Source organism: Shewanella sp. KT0246 (assembly GCF_019654955.1).
Taxonomy (GTDB): Bacteria; Pseudomonadota; Gammaproteobacteria; order Enterobacterales; family Shewanellaceae; genus Shewanella; species Shewanella goraebulensis.
This window is the reverse complement of record NZ_BPEV01000019.1, coordinates 24,505-44,361: the sequence shown is the minus strand read 5'-3', so window position 1 is coordinate 44,361 and position 19,857 is coordinate 24,505. Positions and strand designations below refer to the sequence as shown.

At 42.1% G+C, this 19,857-nt stretch carries 17 protein-coding genes; 7 read left to right on the top strand and 10 right to left on the bottom strand.

The features are described from left to right. The first annotated feature begins 414 nt into the window (after nucleotides 1-414). Entirely contained in the window at nucleotides 415-1,263 is an 849-nt protein-coding gene (locus K5Q58_RS11090; protein ID WP_259651323.1) for a formate dehydrogenase accessory sulfurtransferase FdhD, read from the top strand. Between the two features lie 133 nt (nucleotides 1,264-1,396). Here the strand turns inward: K5Q58_RS11090 and rlmF are convergent, their stop codons facing one another. Together rlmF and K5Q58_RS11080 are read right to left on the bottom strand one after the other, a co-directional pair. Next, nucleotides 1,397-2,527 (bottom strand): 23S rRNA (adenine(1618)-N(6))-methyltransferase RlmF, encoded by a 1,131-nt coding sequence (rlmF, locus tag K5Q58_RS11085; protein ID WP_220753993.1) that lies wholly within the window; start codon nucleotides 2,525-2,527, stop codon nucleotides 1,397-1,399. Then, on the bottom strand, nucleotides 2,527-2,928 hold the full coding sequence (locus K5Q58_RS11080) for a flagellar basal body-associated protein FliL (protein WP_220753992.1): 402 nt from the start codon (nucleotides 2,926-2,928) through the stop codon (nucleotides 2,527-2,529). Before K5Q58_RS11080 ends, rlmF begins: the two co-directional genes overlap by 1 nt. 78 nt (nucleotides 2,929-3,006) lie before the next feature. On the opposite strand from K5Q58_RS11080, the gene K5Q58_RS11075 reads away from it, so the two are divergent. Beyond that, nucleotides 3,007-3,570, top strand: coding sequence for a chorismate lyase (locus K5Q58_RS11075; protein WP_220753991.1), 564 nt, complete (start codon nucleotides 3,007-3,009; stop codon nucleotides 3,568-3,570). Nucleotides 3,571-3,668: 98 nt separating this feature from the next. On the opposite strand, the gene K5Q58_RS11070 is transcribed toward K5Q58_RS11075, so the two are convergent. The 3 genes from K5Q58_RS11070 to K5Q58_RS11060 form a co-directional block, all read right to left on the bottom strand. Next, nucleotides 3,669-6,548 (bottom strand): immune inhibitor A domain-containing protein, encoded by a 2,880-nt coding sequence (locus tag K5Q58_RS11070; protein WP_220753990.1) that lies wholly within the window; start codon nucleotides 6,546-6,548, stop codon nucleotides 3,669-3,671. Between the two features lie 2 nt (nucleotides 6,549-6,550). Beyond that, complete coding sequence (locus K5Q58_RS11065) at nucleotides 6,551-6,820, bottom strand: hypothetical protein (RefSeq protein ID WP_220753989.1); 270 nt, start codon at nucleotides 6,818-6,820, stop codon at nucleotides 6,551-6,553. 243 nt (nucleotides 6,821-7,063) lie between these two features. Continuing rightward, nucleotides 7,064-7,657 carry a YhgN family NAAT transporter gene (locus K5Q58_RS11060; protein WP_220753988.1) on the bottom strand — a complete coding sequence of 198 codons (594 nt, stop codon included), beginning with the start codon at nucleotides 7,655-7,657 and terminating at the stop codon, nucleotides 7,064-7,066. A gap of 226 nt (nucleotides 7,658-7,883) precedes the next feature. On the opposite strand from K5Q58_RS11060, the gene K5Q58_RS11055 reads away from it, so the two are divergent. Both K5Q58_RS11055 and K5Q58_RS11050 read left to right on the top strand, forming a co-directional pair. Continuing rightward, a complete protein-coding gene (locus K5Q58_RS11055) occupies nucleotides 7,884-9,458 on the top strand; it encodes a metal transporter (RefSeq protein ID WP_220754056.1) in 1,575 nt (524 codons plus the stop codon). A gap of 190 nt (nucleotides 9,459-9,648) precedes the next feature. Continuing rightward, nucleotides 9,649-10,416 carry an NRDE family protein gene (locus tag K5Q58_RS11050; RefSeq protein ID WP_220753987.1) on the top strand — a complete coding sequence of 256 codons (768 nt, stop codon included), beginning with the start codon at nucleotides 9,649-9,651 and terminating at the stop codon, nucleotides 10,414-10,416. A 34-nt stretch (nucleotides 10,417-10,450) separates the two neighbouring features. Here K5Q58_RS11050 and K5Q58_RS21150 read toward each other — a convergent pair whose 3' ends face one another. Next, on the bottom strand, nucleotides 10,451-10,873 hold the full coding sequence (locus K5Q58_RS21150; RefSeq protein WP_259651322.1) for a DUF4440 domain-containing protein: 423 nt from the start codon (nucleotides 10,871-10,873) through the stop codon (nucleotides 10,451-10,453). A gap of 657 nt (nucleotides 10,874-11,530) precedes the next feature. Here K5Q58_RS21150 and K5Q58_RS11040 point away from each other — a divergent pair. Continuing rightward, nucleotides 11,531-12,112 (top strand): lysophospholipid acyltransferase family protein, encoded by a 582-nt coding sequence (locus tag K5Q58_RS11040; protein ID WP_220753986.1) that lies wholly within the window; start codon nucleotides 11,531-11,533, stop codon nucleotides 12,110-12,112. Between the two features lie 108 nt (nucleotides 12,113-12,220). Here K5Q58_RS11040 and K5Q58_RS11035 read toward each other — a convergent pair whose 3' ends face one another. Continuing rightward, complete coding sequence (locus K5Q58_RS11035) at nucleotides 12,221-13,489, bottom strand: mechanosensitive ion channel family protein (RefSeq protein ID WP_220753985.1); 1,269 nt, start codon at nucleotides 13,487-13,489, stop codon at nucleotides 12,221-12,223. A gap of 232 nt (nucleotides 13,490-13,721) precedes the next feature. On the opposite strand from K5Q58_RS11035, the gene K5Q58_RS11030 reads away from it, so the two are divergent. Further along, complete coding sequence (locus tag K5Q58_RS11030) at nucleotides 13,722-14,267, top strand: TonB-dependent receptor (RefSeq protein ID WP_220753984.1); 546 nt, start codon at nucleotides 13,722-13,724, stop codon at nucleotides 14,265-14,267. Nucleotides 14,268-14,338: 71 nt separating this feature from the next. Here K5Q58_RS11030 and hutH read toward each other — a convergent pair whose 3' ends face one another. The 3 genes from hutH to hutC form a co-directional block, all read right to left on the bottom strand. Then, complete coding sequence (gene hutH / locus K5Q58_RS11025) at nucleotides 14,339-15,883, bottom strand: histidine ammonia-lyase (RefSeq protein ID WP_220753983.1); 1,545 nt, start codon at nucleotides 15,881-15,883, stop codon at nucleotides 14,339-14,341. Then, the gene (hutU, locus tag K5Q58_RS11020; RefSeq protein WP_220753982.1) at nucleotides 15,883-17,556 is read right to left on the bottom strand and encodes a urocanate hydratase; all 1,674 of its coding nucleotides are present in this window, start codon (nucleotides 17,554-17,556) and stop codon (nucleotides 15,883-15,885) included. Before hutU ends, hutH begins: the two co-directional genes overlap by 1 nt. Nucleotides 17,557-17,649: 93 nt before the next feature. Beyond that, the gene (gene hutC, locus K5Q58_RS11015; protein ID WP_220753981.1) at nucleotides 17,650-18,357 is read right to left on the bottom strand and encodes a histidine utilization repressor; all 708 of its coding nucleotides are present in this window, start codon (nucleotides 18,355-18,357) and stop codon (nucleotides 17,650-17,652) included. A 218-nt stretch (nucleotides 18,358-18,575) separates the two neighbouring features. On the opposite strand from hutC, the gene hutI reads away from it, so the two are divergent. After that, nucleotides 18,576-19,802, top strand: a complete 1,227-nt coding sequence (hutI, locus tag K5Q58_RS11010; RefSeq protein WP_220753980.1) for an imidazolonepropionase — start codon at nucleotides 18,576-18,578, stop codon at nucleotides 19,800-19,802. Nucleotides 19,803-19,857: the final 55 nt, after the last annotated feature.

The window sequence follows — 19,857 nt, the reverse complement described above, 5'->3', positions numbered from 1 at the left end:
AAAGCTTTGCCCTTAAAAACATGAACCAACGAGGAATAAACAAAAATACAATAAATACATCAAGTTGATTAACAACTGTGTGACTTAAAATATTGAAATAAACAGGCTTATTCTTCTAATTAGTGATTAAAATGCAAAAATGATGCCAGATAAAATGAAACCAAAAATTTGACCTAGATCGCTTAATCAACTCTAAGAGTAGGACAATTTGTCCATATTGCTAAATTTACTAGGACATAAGGCTACGTTAATTAGCTGTTACTGATTAACTTTAGTGTTAGATCACGCATTTACAATCTACTTACTGTGAGAGGAACAAAAGTTGCTATGCTGATATTCAGTTAGTTTTAATCACGATTCTCATCTTTTAGCCGATGATGGCGATAGATGACACAGTCAGAGGCCACAATATCAATGACGCAAACCAATACACGCACCAAAGCCCCACTAAAACTGGTCAAAACCCAAGCTGAAGTACCATTAACTCTGCCCGTTAAAGCCATAAATGAATTAGGTGAGAGCATTGATAAATTTGTCGCCTGTGAAAGACCACTAACGGTTTACTTGAATTGGCAGCCGATTGTGACTTTGATGACATTAGGGGCTAAGCCTGAGTCATTAGCACTAGGGTATTTAAAAAACCAAGGGTTTGTGAATGATGCGAATTTGCTTGAGTCGATTATTGTTGATTGGGATGTCAATTCTGCTGCGATTTTAACTCAAGAAAAAACAGCCGATTTAGATGAAAAACTTTCTGAAAAAACAGTAACATCAGGTTGTGGCCAAGGCACCGTCTACGGCGGCTTCATGCAAGGGCTTGATGACATCAACTTGCCTAAACCTGAACTTAAGCAGTCTACTCTGTATAGCTTACTGAAGAATATTAATGCCTACAATGACACCTACAAAAATGCTGGTGCAGTGCATGGCTGTGGTATTTGTAAAGACGATCAAATTCAAGCATTCATTGAAGATGTAGGTCGTCACAATGCTGTTGATACTTTAGCTGGTGACATGTGGTTAGAAGGCGAAAGTGGTAACGATAAAATCTTTTATACCACAGGTCGCCTTACATCAGAGATGGTGATCAAAGTGGCTAAAATGGGTATTCCTGTACTGCTTTCTCGTAGTGGTGTCACTCAGATGGGGCTTGAACTAGCACAGAAGATGGGCATTACCATTATTGCTCGTGCTAAAGGTCGTCATTTCCTTGTTTATCATGGCGCCGAAAACATTGATTTTGATGCCAATAAAGAAAAGTAAAAGTATATCTAAAGGTTAACAACCTCCATTATATGAGGTTGTTAACTCGGGTAAAGAACTGATTAGCTTTAAAATCTCCGTCAGTCATGTCACTGCTTTTTATTCACTAATTTTGCACTAACTGAATGTGAACTCACTGCATATTTCTAAATTTAGCCCACTGTCTTCGCTGAACCTCAGTCAAAAAACTCCAAGCTAATACTCGAGTAATTTTGTTCCCTTGCTGCATTTCAATGGTTTTGACACTGTCTGCAGATAGCTTTTCTAGCAAAGCATAACAAGGCTTTAAGTTTTCTGACTTAGAGACTAAAGAACTGAACCACAGACACTGCGAAGCAAACTGTTGGCTTTCAGTAATCATATTGGCTAAAAACTGTTGCTCACCACCTTCGCACCAAAGCTCAGCTTTCTGACCACCAAAATTCAAACTGCTTGCCGCTTGTTTGTTAGCGTTTGCAGTTTTGGTTGCTTGCGGCTTGTTTACGCCTTTCTTAGCTCTGTTAGCTGCTAAATTGATATTCTTTTTAATACTTCCTTGCGTTGCCTCTTCTAACGAACGATGAAAAGGGGGGTTACACAAGGTGATATCAAAGCGTTCATTATCGGCAATAATACCGCTAAAGATATGGTTAGCGTCAGCTTGCAGTCGCAAGCTAAGCTTTTGGTTAATCAGTTGATTTTTATCAGCAACACCAGCTACAGTCGCAATTGAAGTAGGATCAATGTCGCTTGCTACAAACTGCCAGCCATACGATTGAATGCCCAATAATGGATATATGCCATTAGCTCCTGTTCCAATGTCTAGAGCCTTTACTTTTTGACCTTTTGGTACCTTGCCATTCACACTTAATAGGTCAGCAATATAGTGCAAATAGTCCACTCTACCCGGCACTGGCGGACACAAAAAGCCTTCAGGTATATCCCAGTGCTCAATCTGATAATCGGTTTTTAATATAGCCGCATTAAGAGCTTTTACCGCTTGTGGATCGGAAAAATCTATTGATAAATTACCGTAAGGGTTAGGCCTAACAAAGTGGGACAATTTGGGACACTCTGAAATAAGTTTTGCAAAATCATAGCCTTGATTATGCTTATTTCTTGGATGCAGCGCCTTTGAGATAGATTTTACTTTTTTTGCATTTGTTGGGTGATTCTTTTTATTTTGACTTTTCACATGCTTGGCACTCTTCGCGCGACTTTCGGATTTGCGTGCAGTGCCTTTGGTATTTGTATTAACTGCTTTTGATTTACTTTGAGGTTTCATTAATCGTATAAGTACTTGGTAAATAATAAATTAACCACGATTTGTTGTCCGGTTTCTTCTTCTAAAAGCTTATTAACGGTTTCATAGCACTCACGGCGAATATCTTCACGACCCGTTAATGATTTCACTTTATCTTCAGCTTGATTACCTAAGACTTCAACAATCGCGGCACGCAGTAACGGATCATGATGTTCAATCAATAAAAGGTGATCAGGATCTTTCACCATCAGTTCGACACTTATTTTTACAAATCCTAATTTTTTTCGATTTGAAATGTAATTGGTAACAATGTCTGGCTCAAAACCATAGTAAGCAAAGTTTTCAACCGCTTTTTCATCGGCACTATATACATTCATTGAAAACATCATTGAAAGTAAAATTGCGTATACGTACTTTGCCATAGTTAAACAAACTCCATTATTGATATATGCGCTACCGTGATAAACTGCACTCGTTTTGTACATTGTAACGAGTAAAGAATGACAGTGACCAGCCTAAGCTTTCCCTACGGTGAATCAATCCAATGGTTTTCACCTGAGAAGTTCCATTCTATGCCAAAAACAGCCCTAAAAGAATGGTTACTTGCCACGGGCAGTTTAACTCAAAAATTAAGAAGCTGTTGCCAACATTTTGAAGTCAAAGTTCTTGGTGAGCACCTTACTGCTCCATTAGCTGGTGAATGCCCTAATCAAAGCCGAGTTTGGGTCCGAGAAGTATTGTTATGTCTTGATGGTGAGCCATGGGTATTTGCCCGCACATTAATACCTGAAAGCTTATCGGCCAGTCAGCAACATAACTTTAAAGGATTAGGTACTAGGCCTTTAGGCGAACTGTTGTTTTCAAGCGACAATATTACTCCAGGCAAAATCGAAGTTGCAGAGTTTGAAAGTTGCAGCAAATTAGCCAAGCTTGCCACCAGTTTATCTCAAGAAGTGGATTCACCACTATGGGGACGTCGCCGCTATTTCAATTTAGCTGAGCAAGACATTATCGTCAGTGAAATTTTCTTACCTGCCGCTGTCGCTAAAATTAATCTGGGATAAGCCTTTGTCTCAAAGCTTATATAAACCTATAACTTTCAGCAAAAAGAAAGGCATGGTGTTCACCATGCCTATTTCTATCTAGTGATGGACTTCGAACACTAAATCTTTCTTTTAATATTGAGTCTGTTGCGAGTTAATAAACTCAGTATCAATAAGGTGAACCAGCCTAAGCTACCACCGCTACTGTCACCACTATCGACGTTTTCTTCGGTTACAACTATCGGAAAGGTTAAGCTTACTGCATGAAGGTGTTGATTGCCTTTTTCATCTGTTACTGTCAGTAAGATGGTATAGCTACCATCGGCAGCATAGGTGTAATCAGCTGGATTTTCACCAGTTACAGTATTGCCATCCCCCATATCCCATGAGTAGTTCAAATCACCAAAGCCACCAGAGGTATTATTGGTCAAACGAACTGTCATATCATTATCGCCCACTATTGTAATGTCAAAGTCAGCTGCTATAGGAATGACTACCTCAACGATTCGACTATAAGTAGCAGTCTCACCTGCTGAGTCTGTAACGGTTAGTGTGACGACAAAACCATCTGAACTCGTATAAGTATGTGTTGGGTTTGCTAACGTGCTTGTTACACCAGCCTCACCAAACGCCCATGCATAAATGTAATCACCCTCACCACCTTCAGCGTTAGCGGTGAACACAGCTGTATAATCGCTGACAACAACATCAAAGCTTGCTTCCAGTGACGTTTCGCCTGGGTCAGTGATAACAACACTACGTTTAAATTCAACCGTCGCGGTATCACTGTTGGTCGATTGCGCCGTCACATTCATGGTTAAACCTAGCTCTCGTAATATCATGCCTGACTGCGGTTGTAATGGTGCACTATAGTCACGACTATCATCAAACAAGCTGATATTGCTTAGGTGTGCGTCTGACGGATACGTAGTCTGTGGGTATAAGCTAAAGCTCGCATCGCGAATTTGCACATCAGTTGAGCCATTCGTGATTAAGTTTTGATCCGCATCAACCAGACCAATTAATCCGTAACCTGCATGCTCAGTAACGTTATTGTCCTCATAATTCTCATTCTCAAGCCATAAGAGAACACCTGACTCATAGCCGATATTAGCTAAGCCTTCATCAATTCCTTGATAGTTTCTAAGTTGGACAATATAACGTTGCGGCAAGCCTGGTAAGCTGTCATCTATTCGTGCAAAACCATCTAGGGTAACTGCATCAGCAGATTCTGCGCCGTCTTGATAAACCACACTTCCTTGATGGGTCAACGCGATATCATCAATGGCTATCCCGTATCCACCAACGGCTTCATCAGTGATGTAATTAATTTCAACTTGTACATTTTGACCCGCATAAGCAGCTAAGTCGTAGGTCAGCTCGACCCATGAATCAGCACCACTAGCTGAACTAATATCACTCGATAAGCCTGAAATATAATGGGAAACGTTACTGTAAAGAGGATTAGAAGCGGCCGTGTGATTACCTTCAATAGCAACACCGTTAATTAATACTTGGGTATAGTCATAATCCACCTCAATATCCCAATGGGCTTGGAATGACAGTAATAATGGCGTCCCTTCTGGTACATCAAGATTAAAATTCATGGTGTTTGTCATTAAATGACCTTTACCTGAGTGGTATTGATACTCACCTGTCAGCGGTTGCTTAAAATCTACTGAGGCAGTTGGCAGTGCGATTGACAGTTGATTCACTGCATCAGCATTGACCGCCGAAACTAAATCGGCCGAAAAGCCTGTTTCACCAATATCAGCCCAATTGATGGTTTGTTCGTTAACCCATTTACCTTTATAACGCTGTTGCAGATAAGAACGTGCATAAGGGCTGAAGCCGGAAGGCCTAGTACCAGCAATATAATTGCCTGCCGTTTCTTGGCCAACCCAAGAGCCGCCAGACATTAATGACCAGCTACCGACAGGAGAGCCAGAGCCTGCTGTGCCTGAGGTGTCATATTCATCAGGTAATCCAAGATCATGACCGAACTCATGGGTAATCACCCCAGTTGCTGAATCAATTGGCTGAACGGTATAGCCATAAACTTTCATTGATGTGCCTGGCAGCGTACTACCAAACGTGCTCACACCAACATAGTATCTGTGAGACCAAATAGCATCTGTACCTAGCACACCACCACCAGCCTCTTCACCGACACTTGAATGAAAAATAACAATATGGTCAATGATGCCATCAGGCTCATCAAGATTGCCGTTATTGTTGATATCGTAAGGATCTTCAATATCGTATTGAGCTAACTCAGCGGTGGTCATTCCTGCCACAGCCTTTGTCACCGCTTCCATTACTAACTCAGGCGCCGCTTTATCATCATCGTTATTGTTGGCGTCATTGCCGCCATAAAATGCAGCGTTGTTATCTGCAGTCACCCAACCTTTCACTTCACCATCAAAGGTAAATGTTTCGCCCGATGCTTGATCAAAATACTGAAATGCAGTTTCTAGATTCTCACCATTAGGCCCAGTAAAACCCGTTTTCGAAAATAAAATGTCTTCGTAGTGCTCCACAGAATAATTGCTGTAATACATCCCTGTATCGGCAGAAGTCAGCCTATTGTCGTTGTAAGGCAAGTCAGGAAAATCAACCAATACAGCAAGCACATTAACCGCTTTTTTGATGTCGCTATCGGCGAAGGCAACCACAGAGCTAGCATTCTGTTGCTGTTTAGTGCGCGCAATTTGATTAACTCGTTTTGTTTGCTCTGCTGGCACAGCATGGTTGTTAGCACGGGCTTTACGGGTAAAATTCTGCAGTGCTATTTGTTTTTCGCCATCAGATGCATCGACGCTTAATTCACCGCGTTTGGTTAGCCAATAAATAATTTGTTGTGGGTTTATCACGCCAGCATCGGCAGGAGATGTATGTTTTATCGGAGCTGCTATGGAAGATACGCTGAATAATGCCGCCAAAGATAATGCTACCGGTGTAATCAAAGATGTTCGAGGTTGCTTAAATTTATTAGCCATAACTACTTCCCTTGTTTACATTTTTTGTAGGCATTATTGCGTTTCGCTATATATTCATTAACTACAGCTTGTTGCTCTGCTTCAGTCATATCGAGGGTGATATCCCCACGCTCGAGTAAATTATCTCTTATCCCTTGAGTATCAAGTAGCGGCGGAGTGGCACCACACTGTATTTTCGGTGGTTTAACCTCTGCATGAGTGTTTTGAACTGCAGTTTGGTGGCTGCACGCCAGCAAAGAACCGCTTAAAAGTACTGCTAAAATCCGTTTCATAATTCAACTTACAACATTATAGGTTAACCGAACATTAACAGTTATCACTCAGCAGTTACAATTGGGGTGCGAGATTTTTTAACCACATTTACACAACCAATGTTCGCATAAATATACACCAGCCCAATAAATAGGTTAATACCTCTAAATAACAAAAACTTATCGTTAAACATCAGGTACAAAAAAGACCGCTATGGCGGCCTTAATATACGAAAATTATCCCTGTAAGGATCATCGCTAATCTCATGCAGTACTTTTCAAGTAACTCGATACCCCATCAAGGAACATTTGCACCGATATCATTACTAGCACCATTCCCATTAGTCGCTCTACCGCGGTAAGGCCTTTTTCACCCAATAGTCGCGTGAAGACTTTATAAAACAGCAAAATAACCGCACTTACGCCCCATGCAGCAAATAAAGCAATCGTCCAGTCCGTCATTCGTGAGCTATCACTATGAGCAAGTAAAATTAACGCCGCTAACACTGAAGGGCCAGCCATAAGCGGAATAGCCATAGGTACGATAAAGGGTTCTTCACCAGCGGCAAGGCCTACTACACCACCAGGCTGTGGAAATATCATTTTAATTGCAATTAAAAACAATATGATACCGCCAGCAATACTGACCGACTCTTGACGTAAATTTAGAAAATTAAGAATCGCTTCACCAGCGAATAAAAATAGCAGCATAATGGCAAGCGCAATTAATAACTCGCGGATTAGTACTCGGCGACGCTTTTTAGGTTCTATATGCCTCAAGATTGATGCAAATATTGGCAAGTTCCCTAACGGATCCATGATCAAAAATAACATCACTGCGGCTGAAAATATGTCCATTACATTTATTCTATTAATAATTAACAAAGAAACGCTATTGTATACTTAATACAGCTATTTAGGAGGTATGAGCAGTAAAATTAGTTTATTTTTTAACGATTTCTATTAGGCTTTACCGTGTAAATTCTCATGATGATGGATAATCAAGCAACCCAAGTATTAAGTTAAGCTAAATACTAGGATATACTTGATTGTTTTTTCCGTTTCTTAGATTCTTTTGGATTCCATGCTCTATCTTGTCGCTAGTTGTATCGCACTTTTATTTGGGCCGCTTTGTTATCGCTACTTTTCTTCTGGAAGTGGACTACATAAAGGCCTAGATGGATTTATCTTCGTCTCTTTAGGCGGGCTAGTGCTTATCCATATTTTGCCAGAACTGCTTGAACATGGCGGGATCCTCACCCTATTTTTTGTTGTCCTTGGACTTTGGGGGCCAACCGCTAGCGAAAGACTATTTCACCGTTACTCAGATATTACCCATAATGTCACCCTAACCTTAGGTATCGGTGGCTTACTCCTTCATACCATTACGGATGGTGGTGCTATGGTATTAGCCCAGCAAGAGGGCAATTCCATTTTGCTAGCTCTCGGCGTAGTCATGCATCGTTTACCAGTAGGAGTAGCGATTTGGTGGCTGCTGAAACCACAAGTAGGTACCCGATGGGCGAGTGCCGTCCTTGCCGCAATGATGATTTTAACCGGTGTGGGATATTTTACAGGCGAGCAGCTTCTTCAACATATTAGCATCGACAATACCGTTTATTTACAAGCCTTTGTGACTGGTTCAATCTTGCATGTTGTATTGCATCAACCTCACGGAAATCATGATGAAGATCAGCAAGGGCGCTATCAATATCAAGCAGGCATTGGCAGCTTATTGGGTGTCGCTTTACTTGCCGTGTTAGTACTTGTTGATACTGGTGGTCATGATCATGTCCATCATAGTCATGGCTCAGGCCAATTTATTAATTGGTTACTGACCGTTTCACCTGTTGTCATTATCAGTTATTTAATTGCGACCGCTCGCTTTAAAGCTGGATTATCGCCTCAAAATAACAGTTTATCCAGCCGTTGGTTACAACGCCTTGCTGGTCCCGAAGCCCTATTTATTACATTGCTATTGCTTGGCCCTTGGTTTGCTCTGTATCAAGCGATTGGTTTGCTACTTGTAGGATTATTATTAAGTTTAGGGAAAGTCGAACTGACCGACCCTCATGAGAACTTGCCGACTTCATGTTGGCGTTTTGGCTTTGCACATCTCGTTGACCGAAGTGCACCTTGGATTGCATTAAGCCTGATTTTGGCGAATCTGATTGGTCATCCATCAGTACATCTTGAGCACCCAGCATTACAAGTGATGATATTACTGGCAGTATTTTTACCAATGCGTTTCTGTAATCTCGGCGCTGCAGTATTGGCACTCTCTTTAGCTTATAGTGGCTGGAGTAACGTTGCTGTCGCTTTCGCATTGATTGCTGCACCAGTACTTAGTATCAGCCAGCTTAAATTAATGAATTGGACCATGCGCGCGGCATTAACAGCAGTATTAGCCATCGCGTTATTATTTGCAGAACAGTTGTTAGGCGATTGGCATCAGCTATTAATTTTACCGAATAGCATCAATATTGCCGGCGTAGTGATAGTTGGGTTAATTTTCAGCGCAAGCCTACTACGCTTAGGCCCAAGAGAGTTTCTCAGCCGTTTGATGATCAAGTTTAAAGGCCACAACCATGACCACGAACATGCTCACAACCATGGCTCTGACTCTGGTCAAAAACATAACCATAAACATCACCATTAATTGAATGGTTAAATCGCTCATTGCCCTAGCTAACCTTCGGCATTGAGCGTTTGTCTTGGCTAACAACTCATCAAAGGAACCTTCTCCTAGTCATCTCCCAATTCTCCTTAAATGAGTAATCTTCTTTTGCTAATGCTTAGCCTTTAAAAATTAGGTTATGATGTTTTATCACCTTCTTTTGGTAGAGTTTATGTGCATTTTATTTATCGCTGTCGACATGCATCCTAAATGGCCGTTAATCGTTTGCGCTAATCGTGATGAATTCCATCACCGCCCTACTGAGCCAGCTCATTGTTGGCCACAAACAATTAATACATCGCAAATCATTGCTGGTAAAGACTTACAAGCAGGTGGCACTTGGTTAGGCGTAAACAAGCTCGGACAGTTCGCTGCACTTACCAATATCCGTCACAACACTGAAAGCGAAGGCATGCGCAGTCGTGGAGAATTAGTGCTTAAAGCCTTATCGAGTGATACCGATTTTAATGAGCAATGGCTAAAGCAACACAGTGCCAATTACAGTCCATTCAATTTGGTTTATCAGCAAGACAAAAAACTGTGGTGTTTTAATAGCTCCACAGCTGAAAATCTACCTTTGAATAAAGGCTTTCATGCTGTAAGTAATGGCGCTTTAGATGATGTATGGCCAAAGATGGCTAAAGGGCAACAAGCGTTAGAGCAGCATGTATTGAGCCATAATGAGCCAGATATAGAACAAATGCTGAACTTGATGCGTGATGAATCCGAAGCGGACGATGCCAGCTTACCGAGTACTGGTATTGATCTAGAATGGGAAAGGTTACTGTCAGCAATTTTTATTAAGCATCCAGAGTACGGCACACGATCCACCAGCATTGTGATACAAGATGCCCTAGGAAATATCCAATTTACTGAAGTGCGTTTTGATGGCAAAGCGAGAAATTTAGGGCAACAGAAATTCAATATTAAACTTGAATAATTGCCCTAGGATCTAAAGTTTACCTTGATAATGACTAATCTGATGAATGGTCGTGAGTGATAACCCATTTATCATCAATACGCTCTATCAATAAGGTAAATACACCGCTAGGTTTGTCCTTGGCCCGCTCTAGTGTCCAACGTCCAACGACTAACGCTGCGTAGTTACTCAACATTTTGATTTCGCGTACATTGAAGCTGAGTTTACCCATACGTTGTGCTGTTGGGTAACTGCGCTTATAACTGGCAAGAATAGAATCCCAACCATAATTATATTTGCCGTTTGATACAAAACGTAGTTTGTCACTTTTCCAGTAACCTTCCATGTAGGCATCAATATTGCCACTATTCCAAGCCTTCTCTTGGTTCGAAATCACTGAACGAATACGATCGGTTGGGATAGCACTATCAGAATTCACTTCATCTAGTGAAATAGGCGCTGCATCTTCAGGATTAATATCAACCGCGGCTACAGGTGTGATTGGAGTAAATGTTTCAGGCTGTTTTACGACCTCATCTGTGGTGCTATTAACAACATCGTTCACTGTAGCGGCTTCTGGTTCACTGGCTAGTGTTTCTTTAGTATCAACACTATCAACAGGCTCAATTGAACCCACTTCGACTTTTTCTGTGGTCGAGGGCTTTAGCGGCACAGTTTTCAATGCTTGCTCGGTTTGTGTTTGGCTAGCCGTTTCGCTCGCTGCTTGTTCCTTTGCAACCTGTTCCTCTACAACTTTATCTGCTGCAATAGCTTGCGTAATGGTTACCATTGAAAACAGCATACAAATGACATTAATACTGATTATTGTAAGGTGCTTCACACACTCTCCTTGCTCATTGCCTAATCGTCATTTCTACAAACAAATAATCAATTGGCACTTTTGTATTACGGCAATGAATACGATAGGTTAGTTAACTATCACAGCACTGACGTTGATACTCATTAATGGCTCAACTTGTCTTTCTACCTGATATTTTTCAGATAAAAACGACACTGTTGCTAAAACGATATCACCTTGAACACTTACAGTCCTCAATATGATAATCGTAAAATATTTCATTATCTTATCGCTAGATTCTAGCGTATCAGATACAAATAAACTGGAAAATAGTCCATGTTTCGTAAAATTAGTTTATGGCTACTTAATATTAATGGCTGGCGCTTTGAAGGTAGTGCCCCTCGTGAAGGTCAATTCATCATGGTTGTTGGCCCTCATACCAGCAACTGGGACTTTATCATTGGTATTATTGCTCGCTCAGCATTAGGGATAAAAATTCACTTTCTGGGTAAGCATCAATTGTTTATTCCGCCATGGGGATGGTTTTTCAGATGGTTAGGCGGTAGCCCTGTTAATCGCAGTAAGAATAACAATATGGTCGATGCCGCAGTGCAGCTTTTTGAAGCTGATAACCAATATAAATTGGCGTTAGCCCCCGAAGGGACTCGCAGTGCTGTTACCCGATGGAAAACAGGGTTTTATCATATTGCAGTTAAGGCCAAGGTTCCTATCATTACCGTTGGATTAGATTTTTCACGCAAATCTATTGTGCTCAATACTCCAATGGATACGAGCGGGGATATGACCACAGATATGAATCAAATAATGGACTTCTTTAGAGGGATAACGGGACGTCACCCTAAAGTGATCCCCGTGTATGAGCCCAGAATGGAATCATCAGAAACTAAGCCAAACTAGGCTTTGGCTTAGTTTGACTTTAATAGCTTGTTTTTAATCGATGGCTTTTAAAGTACACAGCCAATCCAATAGTTTGAGTATTATTAAAAGAAAAGCAAAAAAGCTCGCTTAATGAACCTCTGCTTCAGGTTTAATACTACGGATGTCATTACCTGTCGGATTTTGAAATGCCTTTAAACCAAACTCAGGCAAAATGGCAAACACATGGTCGAAAATATCCGCTTGGATCCCTTCGTAAAATGCCCAACGGGTATCATTGGTAAATACGTACAGCTCAATAGGTAAACCTTCAGTGGTTGGCGCAAGCTGACGTACCATTAAGGTCATGTCTTTATGAAGCTTATTGTTGTGACGTAAATATGCATCTAAATAAGCTCTAAAGGTACCCACATTCGTCAAGCGGCGACCATTAACAGGCATATCAAAGTCACTGACTTGTTCATTTGAATGAGTGATTTCGGAGATTATTTTAGGGAAGTAATCTTTTAAATAATTCACTTTAGATAATCGCGCCACTTCTTCCGCTGATAAAAAATGAATGCTATTCACATCAAGGTTAATCGAACGCTTAATACGGCGACCGCCCTTTTCAGACATACCACGCCAGTTTTTAAAAGCGTCTGATACTAGAGCATAAGCTGGGATCATCGTAATAGTGTTATCCCAATTACGAACTTTAACCGTGTTAAGAGAAACTTCATCTACCGCGCCATCTGCGCCGTATTTATCCATTTGAATCCAGTCACCTTTGCTCACCATGCGGTTTGCAGCAAGCTGAATACCAGCAACGAATCCTAAGATGGTGTCTCTAAACACCAACATCACTAAACCGGTCGCAACACCTAAACCACTTAAAAAATAAATTGGCGACTGATCTGCAAGTACTGATACCGAAATAATGGCACCAATGAAAAATAAGAATAATTTGGTCAGCTGTACAAAGCTTTTAACAGGTAAACGACGGCTGATTAATTTGACGTCAGCAATTTCGTTCATGGCATCGAGACCTGAATACAATGCGCGAATGATAAAAATCACCACCAGTACACTTAAACTGCGGTCAAGTATGATGCCTAATAATTCCTGATGGGTTAATACAATAGGCACAAACAAGTCGAGAATGAATGCCGGAACTAACAAAGCCAACTTTTCCAATACGCCATAGCGCATGAAAATATCATCCCAAGTTACCGCAGATTTTTGGATGACTGTATTCACTGCTTTTACAAACACTTTTTTAGTGATGTAGTAAGCAATAGTTGCAATCAAAAAACTAGCAAACAGTAAAATCGACGTCGCCAAACTGTCAGAGGGCTGACTATTTACACCCGCTTCCAATAACCATTGGGCAATATCTGTGCGTAACTCGTTATCCACTACTTTATTCCTTTAATGACCTACAAATCATTGGCTAACATACCATATTTCTTGTTTTAAACGATGATAATCAAATATATGACAAAACCTCATTAAGCCACCCACTGACATAAAACAAACTCACAACAACAATAGAACATTCCATGAGATCTATGGTAAATCTACGAGCAAATATTGACCTCTGTTTCTCAAACCCTAACAATAACGCCATCCAAACAGGTAGAGGTACTCAATGAAACAATTCTGGCTTACCATCGCGCTTACTTTTAGCTTAGTAGCTTTTAGTCAACACGCTCAAGCAAACACAACTGATGAAGAGCAAAACTTCACCCCTTCAGTTGCATTATTAGTCGATTACATTGATACCCGTGGCGATATGTTTGGTGTCACTATTGCAGCGAGACACTTTGATCCAGATTATGCTGATTGGGGGTATTACATTGGTTACGCTTGGGGTAGTGAATATGACATTGAAGTGCCCGATCCTGCCGGTGAAGGTTATGCCAAAGAATACATGTGGCGCTTTGGTTTAAGCTACAGTTTAACTCAAGATTTAAGTGTTTATGGCGGTGCTACTGTATTCATTTATGAAGAAAATACCACAGATAATATCGTACCACTAATCGTAGGCGCAGAGCCTGTTTGGGAACGCGACCGCCAAAAAGAATGGGGCGCTGAGGTCGGCATCCGTTACACCTTTATGGAAGGGTTTGTGATTGGCGCGGGTTACGATACCAGCGCAGAAGCAGCGATAATTTCAATTGGTTTCACTATGTAACTTTATTGAAGAACCCTGTTTAAAGGCAATAAAAAAGGACCTGAAGGTCCTTTTTTATTAACTGTCATTCATTAGAAACTAGCTAATAGGCCTGCTGGCAAGTAGCGATTAAAACTCGCGCTGTACAACAAATCAGTAGCATTATCGATATCTGGGGCAAAGAAACGGTCTTTGTCATAATAATCGACCACTTCACGTAGCTCAGCTTTGGCGCTTGCCACGGCATCACTTGGCGCTAAAGGTTTACGGAAATCGAGCCCTTGTGCCGCTGCCAGTAGCTCAACAGCTAATACACCACGAGTATTCTCAGACATATCACGTAAGCGACGCGCCGCAAATGTGGCCATAGAGACATGATCTTCTTGGTTTGCTGAAGTCGGTAAGCTGTCTACAGATGCTGGATGAGCATAAGTTTTATTTTCGGATGCAAGCGCTGCTGCGGTAACTTGAGCAATCATAAACCCTGAGTTAACGCCGCCATTTTCAACTAAGAATGGAGGCAGCTTAGACAGGCTAGAATCAATTAACAGCGCAATACGACGCTCTGCAATTGAGCCAAGTTCAGCAATAGCAATCGCTAAGTTATCAGCAGCCATGGCCACAGGTTCAGCATGGAAATTACCACCTGAGATAATATCGCCAGTGTCTTGGAATACTAATGGGTTATCAGTTACGCCGTTTGATTCAACAGCGAGTACTTCAGCAGCATGGCGAATTTGGGTTAAACATGCACCTAACACTTGTGGCTGACAACGCAGTGAATAAGGATCTTGTACCTTTTCACAATCTACGTGACTAGCACTGATTTCAGACTCATCACCCAGCAAATTACGGAAAATAGCCGCAGAATCAATCTGACCTTTTTGACCACGAGCCGCGTGAATACGTGCATCAAACGGGCTACGACTGCCCATTGCAGCTTCAACACTCATAGCGCCAATTACCGAACTAGCCGCAAATAAATCTTCAGCATGGAATAAGCCTTCAAGGGCTAATGCTGTTGATGCTTGCGTGCCATTTAACAATGCTAAACCTTCTTTAGCAGCAAGCTCAATTGGCTCAAGCCCAGCAATCTCCAGCCCTTCAGTCGCTGTGATGATTTGCCCTTGGTAGCTCATCTCACCTTCGCCTAAAAGTGGTAAACACATATGTGAAAGTGGCGCTAAATCACCTGATGCTCCTACTGAACCCTTTTCAGGAATACATGGGTAAACACCCGCGTTAACTAGCTGAATAAGGAAATTAATCACCTCTAATCGAATGCCCGAAAAGCCACGACTTAATGAATTAATTTTTAACACCATCATTAAACGTACAGTTGCATCTTGCATGTATTGACCAGTGCCCGCAGCATGTGACAATACAATTGAACGTTGCAGTAACTGTAAATCTTCAGGGGCAATTTTAGTGTTCGCCAACAAGCCAAAACCAGTATTAATGCCATACACAGTGCGACCTTCATCCAGCACTTGTTGGACAAGTCCTGCACTGGTGTTGATATCCGCTTTGGCTTCTTCCACTAAGGTAATATGAACCGACCCACGACCAATTTTACGTAACTGAGCTAATGATAAAGTACCTGGGTTTAGTAGTAATCTATGTTGTGTCGCAGTCATTACTTTGCTCCTTGCATTGGTAAATCTAGACCTTGCTCTTTGGCACAGTCAATGGCGATATCGTATCCTGCATCAGCGTGACGCATCACACCTGTTGCAGGGTCATTCCATAACACGCGGCCCAATCTTTGCGCTGCATCATCGCTACCATCAGCCACAATAACCACACCAGAGTGTTGACTGAAGCCCATACCGACGCCACCGCCATGGTGTAATGACACCCATGTTGCGCCACTGGCAGTATTTAATAAGGCATTCATTAATGGCCAATCTGATACGGCATCAGAACCATCAAGCATTGATTCAGTTTCACGGTTAGGACTGGCAACAGAGCCAGAATCTAAATGATCTCGACCAATCACAATCGGTGCTGATAACTCGCCATTTTTAACCATTTCATTAAACGCTAATGCCAAGCGTGCGCGGTCTTTTAAGCCCACCCAACAAATACGGGCTGGTAAGCCTTGAAACTCAATACGCTCACGGGCCATGTCTAACCAATTGTGTAGATGCGGGTTATCAGGAATGAGCTCTTTCACCTTGGCATCGGTTTTATAAATATCTTCAGGGTCGCCAGATAAAGCTACCCAGCGAAACGGTCCAATACCTTCACAAAACAGTGGGCGAACATAAGCGGGAACAAAACCTGGGAAATCAAAGGCATTTTCAACACCTTCTTCAAATGCCATTTGACGGATATTGTTACCATAATCGGTTGTTGCCGCCCCTGCCGCTTGCAGTGCTAGCATGGCATTAACTTGAACTGCCATCGATTTTTTAGCAGCGCTTACTACTGCTGCTTCATCAGTTTTGCGCATTTCAGCAGCTTGCTCTAACGTCCAACCTTGAGGTAAATAACCGTTTAATGGATCGTGAGCAGAGGTTTGGTCTGTCACAACGTCTGGCGTTACACCACGTTCAACCAATTCAGCAAAGATATCAGCTGCATTACCCAGTAAACCGACAGAAACAGGGTTACCAGAAGCATTAGCCTCATCAATGATTGCTAATGCTTCATCTAATGACGTGGCTTTTTTATCCACATAACGGGTGCGTAAGCGAAAATCAATACGGGTTTCATCGACTTCACATGCCAGTACTGAGTATCCTGCCATAGTGCCAGCCAAAGGTTGTGCACCGCCCATGCCGCCAAGACCACCGGTTAAAATCCACTTACCAGCAGCACTGCCGCCAAAGTGTTGTTTTGCCATTGCTACAAAGGTCTCGTAAGTGCCTTGAACAATCCCTTGAGTGCCAATATAAATCCAAGAACCCGCGGTCATTTGGCCGTACATTGCCAAACCTTTCTTATCGAGTTCGTTAAAGTGCTCCCAATTAGCCCAATGTGGTACTAAGTTTGAGTTTGCAATAATCACTCGTGGCGCGTTGCTATGGGTGGTAAATACGCCCACAGGTTTACCTGATTGCACTAATAAAGTTTCGTCATCTTCAAGGCGTTGCAGCACTTCAATAATTTTGTCATAACACTGCCAGTCGCGGGCGGCACGGCCAATCCCACCATAAACCACTAAGTCTTCAGGGCGCTCGGCCACATCTGGGTGCAGGTTGTTCATTAACATGCGCATGGCAGCTTCTGTTAACCAGCTTTTACAGGCGAGTGTAGTGCCGTGTGGCGCAATAATATTGCGGCTAGGATCATGTCTATTATTCATGCTTTTTCCTTTTATTAATCTTCAACCACAACACCATTTAATGAAGTCGTTAATGGGGCTATGGTTTGACTGTATTTATTGTTGTTGCTGTTTTTATTGATTAAACGTTAAATGGCCACCCAAGCTGAACTTACTGCCGGGATGGATTAAACGGGCAAAACTCACCACACCTTTACGGGACCAGGTGCGACGTAAAATTTGTAGGCAAGGCTCAGTTGCTTCAATCGCTAATCGTTGTTGGGTTTGCTCATTGGCAATCACCGCTTCTACGGTGTGGCGCGCCTCAGTTAACGGCGCAACCTTAGATAAATACTCATGAGGCGTCAGCAGATTGAAATCTTGTTTTAAATAATCGGGGATCATGTGCGGATTCACATAACGCTCTTCCACTTGCAAAGGTTGGTCTTGCTCGCAATGAACTAATACCGAGTAAAACACCGGACTACCCTCTGCTAACCCCAATGAAACTGCCACCGCGCCTTCTGCTGCAACTTGGGTTAGTTCTAATTGTTTAACGCTATAGCCATGACCGCGGTCTTTAATTTCGTCAGCAATGTTTCGAATCGCCAACAAAGAAGATTGCGACTTAAGCCCCGCAACAAATGTACCTAAGCCTTGGCTTCGCTCTAACACACCAGATTCAACTAACTCAGTTAACGCGCGGCGAGCTGTCATTCGGCTGCAATCCATTAACTCGGTTAACTGATTTTCAGATGGCACACGATCATTTTCTCGCCACTCGCCCGCTTCAATACGAGCTAGAATGTACTGCTTAATTTGTTCAAATTTTGCTAGTGCCATCGTCTTATCCATTGGTGGTTGTCAATCTAATGTCATCAGTGATAATGGTTTTAAACCGCTCTTTATTGCTGTAAACAACACCGATATCATGAGGATATTGGCGATTAAAGCCACTGACTGACTAAAAACTCGGCTTTAACCTTACCTTGTATATACAAGTAAAAACAAGTATTGTTTTGTCACTATTAGAATAAAATTTTACAGATAATGGAGTTGCTATGTCGTGGGATCATGTTTGGATTGACGTCAATATCGCTACAATGGATCCAACTAATTCAGCCGCTTACGGCGCAATTACCGACGCAGCTTTAGCAGTAAAAGATGGCAAAATTGCTTGGATTGGACAGCGAAAAGATTTACCTGAATTCGATGTATTTGATATTCCAGTCTACCGTGGCAAAGGCGGTTGGTTAACTCCAGGACTTATTGATGCTCATACCCATTTAATCTTTGCTGGTAGCCGAGCCAATGAGTTCGAAATGCGCTTACAGGGCGCAAGCTATGAAGACATCGCTCGCGCTGGCGGCGGTATTATTTCTACCGTAAAAGCCTGTCGTGAAGCTGATGAAGCGGAATTATTTGAGTTAGGTCGCCAACGCTTAAATGCCTTAGCCAAAGAAGGTGTCACCACTGTTGAAATAAAGTCTGGTTATGGCCTCGATACCGACACAGAAGTGAAGTTATTGAAAGTTGCCCGAGAGTTAGGTAAACATCACCACGTTGATGTAAAAACCACTTTCTTAGGTGCCCACGCTATTCCACCTGAATACAAAGACGATGTTGATGCCTATGTGGATGTGGTTATTAATGACATGCTGCCAACTGTGATTGATCAAGGTTTAGCTGATGCCGCTGATGTATTTTGTGAAAATATAGCATTCAACTTAGACCAAACTGAGCGAGTATTAACTGCCGCGAAAGAAGCAGGTCTTGAGATCAAGCTCCATGCAGAGCAATTATCCAATATGGGTGGCTCGGCAATGGCAGCCAAACTTGGCGCAAAATCCGTTGACCATATTGAATACTTAGATGAAGACGGCGTTAAAGCCCTTGCCGCCAGTGGCACCTGTGCCACCTTATTACCGGGTGCTTATTACTTCCTGCGTGAAACCAAAATGCCGCCAATTGATTTATTACGCCAACATCAAGTGCCGATTGTGGTTGCCAGTGATTTTAACCCAGGTTCATCCCCTATTTGCTCAACGCTGCTGATGTTAAATATGGCATGTACCCTATTTAGATTAACCCCAGAAGAAGCGTTAAAAGGCATTACTGCCAATGCAGCCAAAGCATTAGGGATAGAGCACAGTGTCGGCGTATTAGCTCAAGGAATGCAGGCAGATTTTTGCTTATGGGATATCACCACTCCTGCACAACTGGCCTACTCATACGGCTTGAATCCGTGTAAAGATGTCGTCAAAAATGGCGTAGTGGTTCATCAGTAACTTAATCATTTCGCCAAAAAGTAAAAAGCCGACATTATGTCGGCTTTATTCTGCA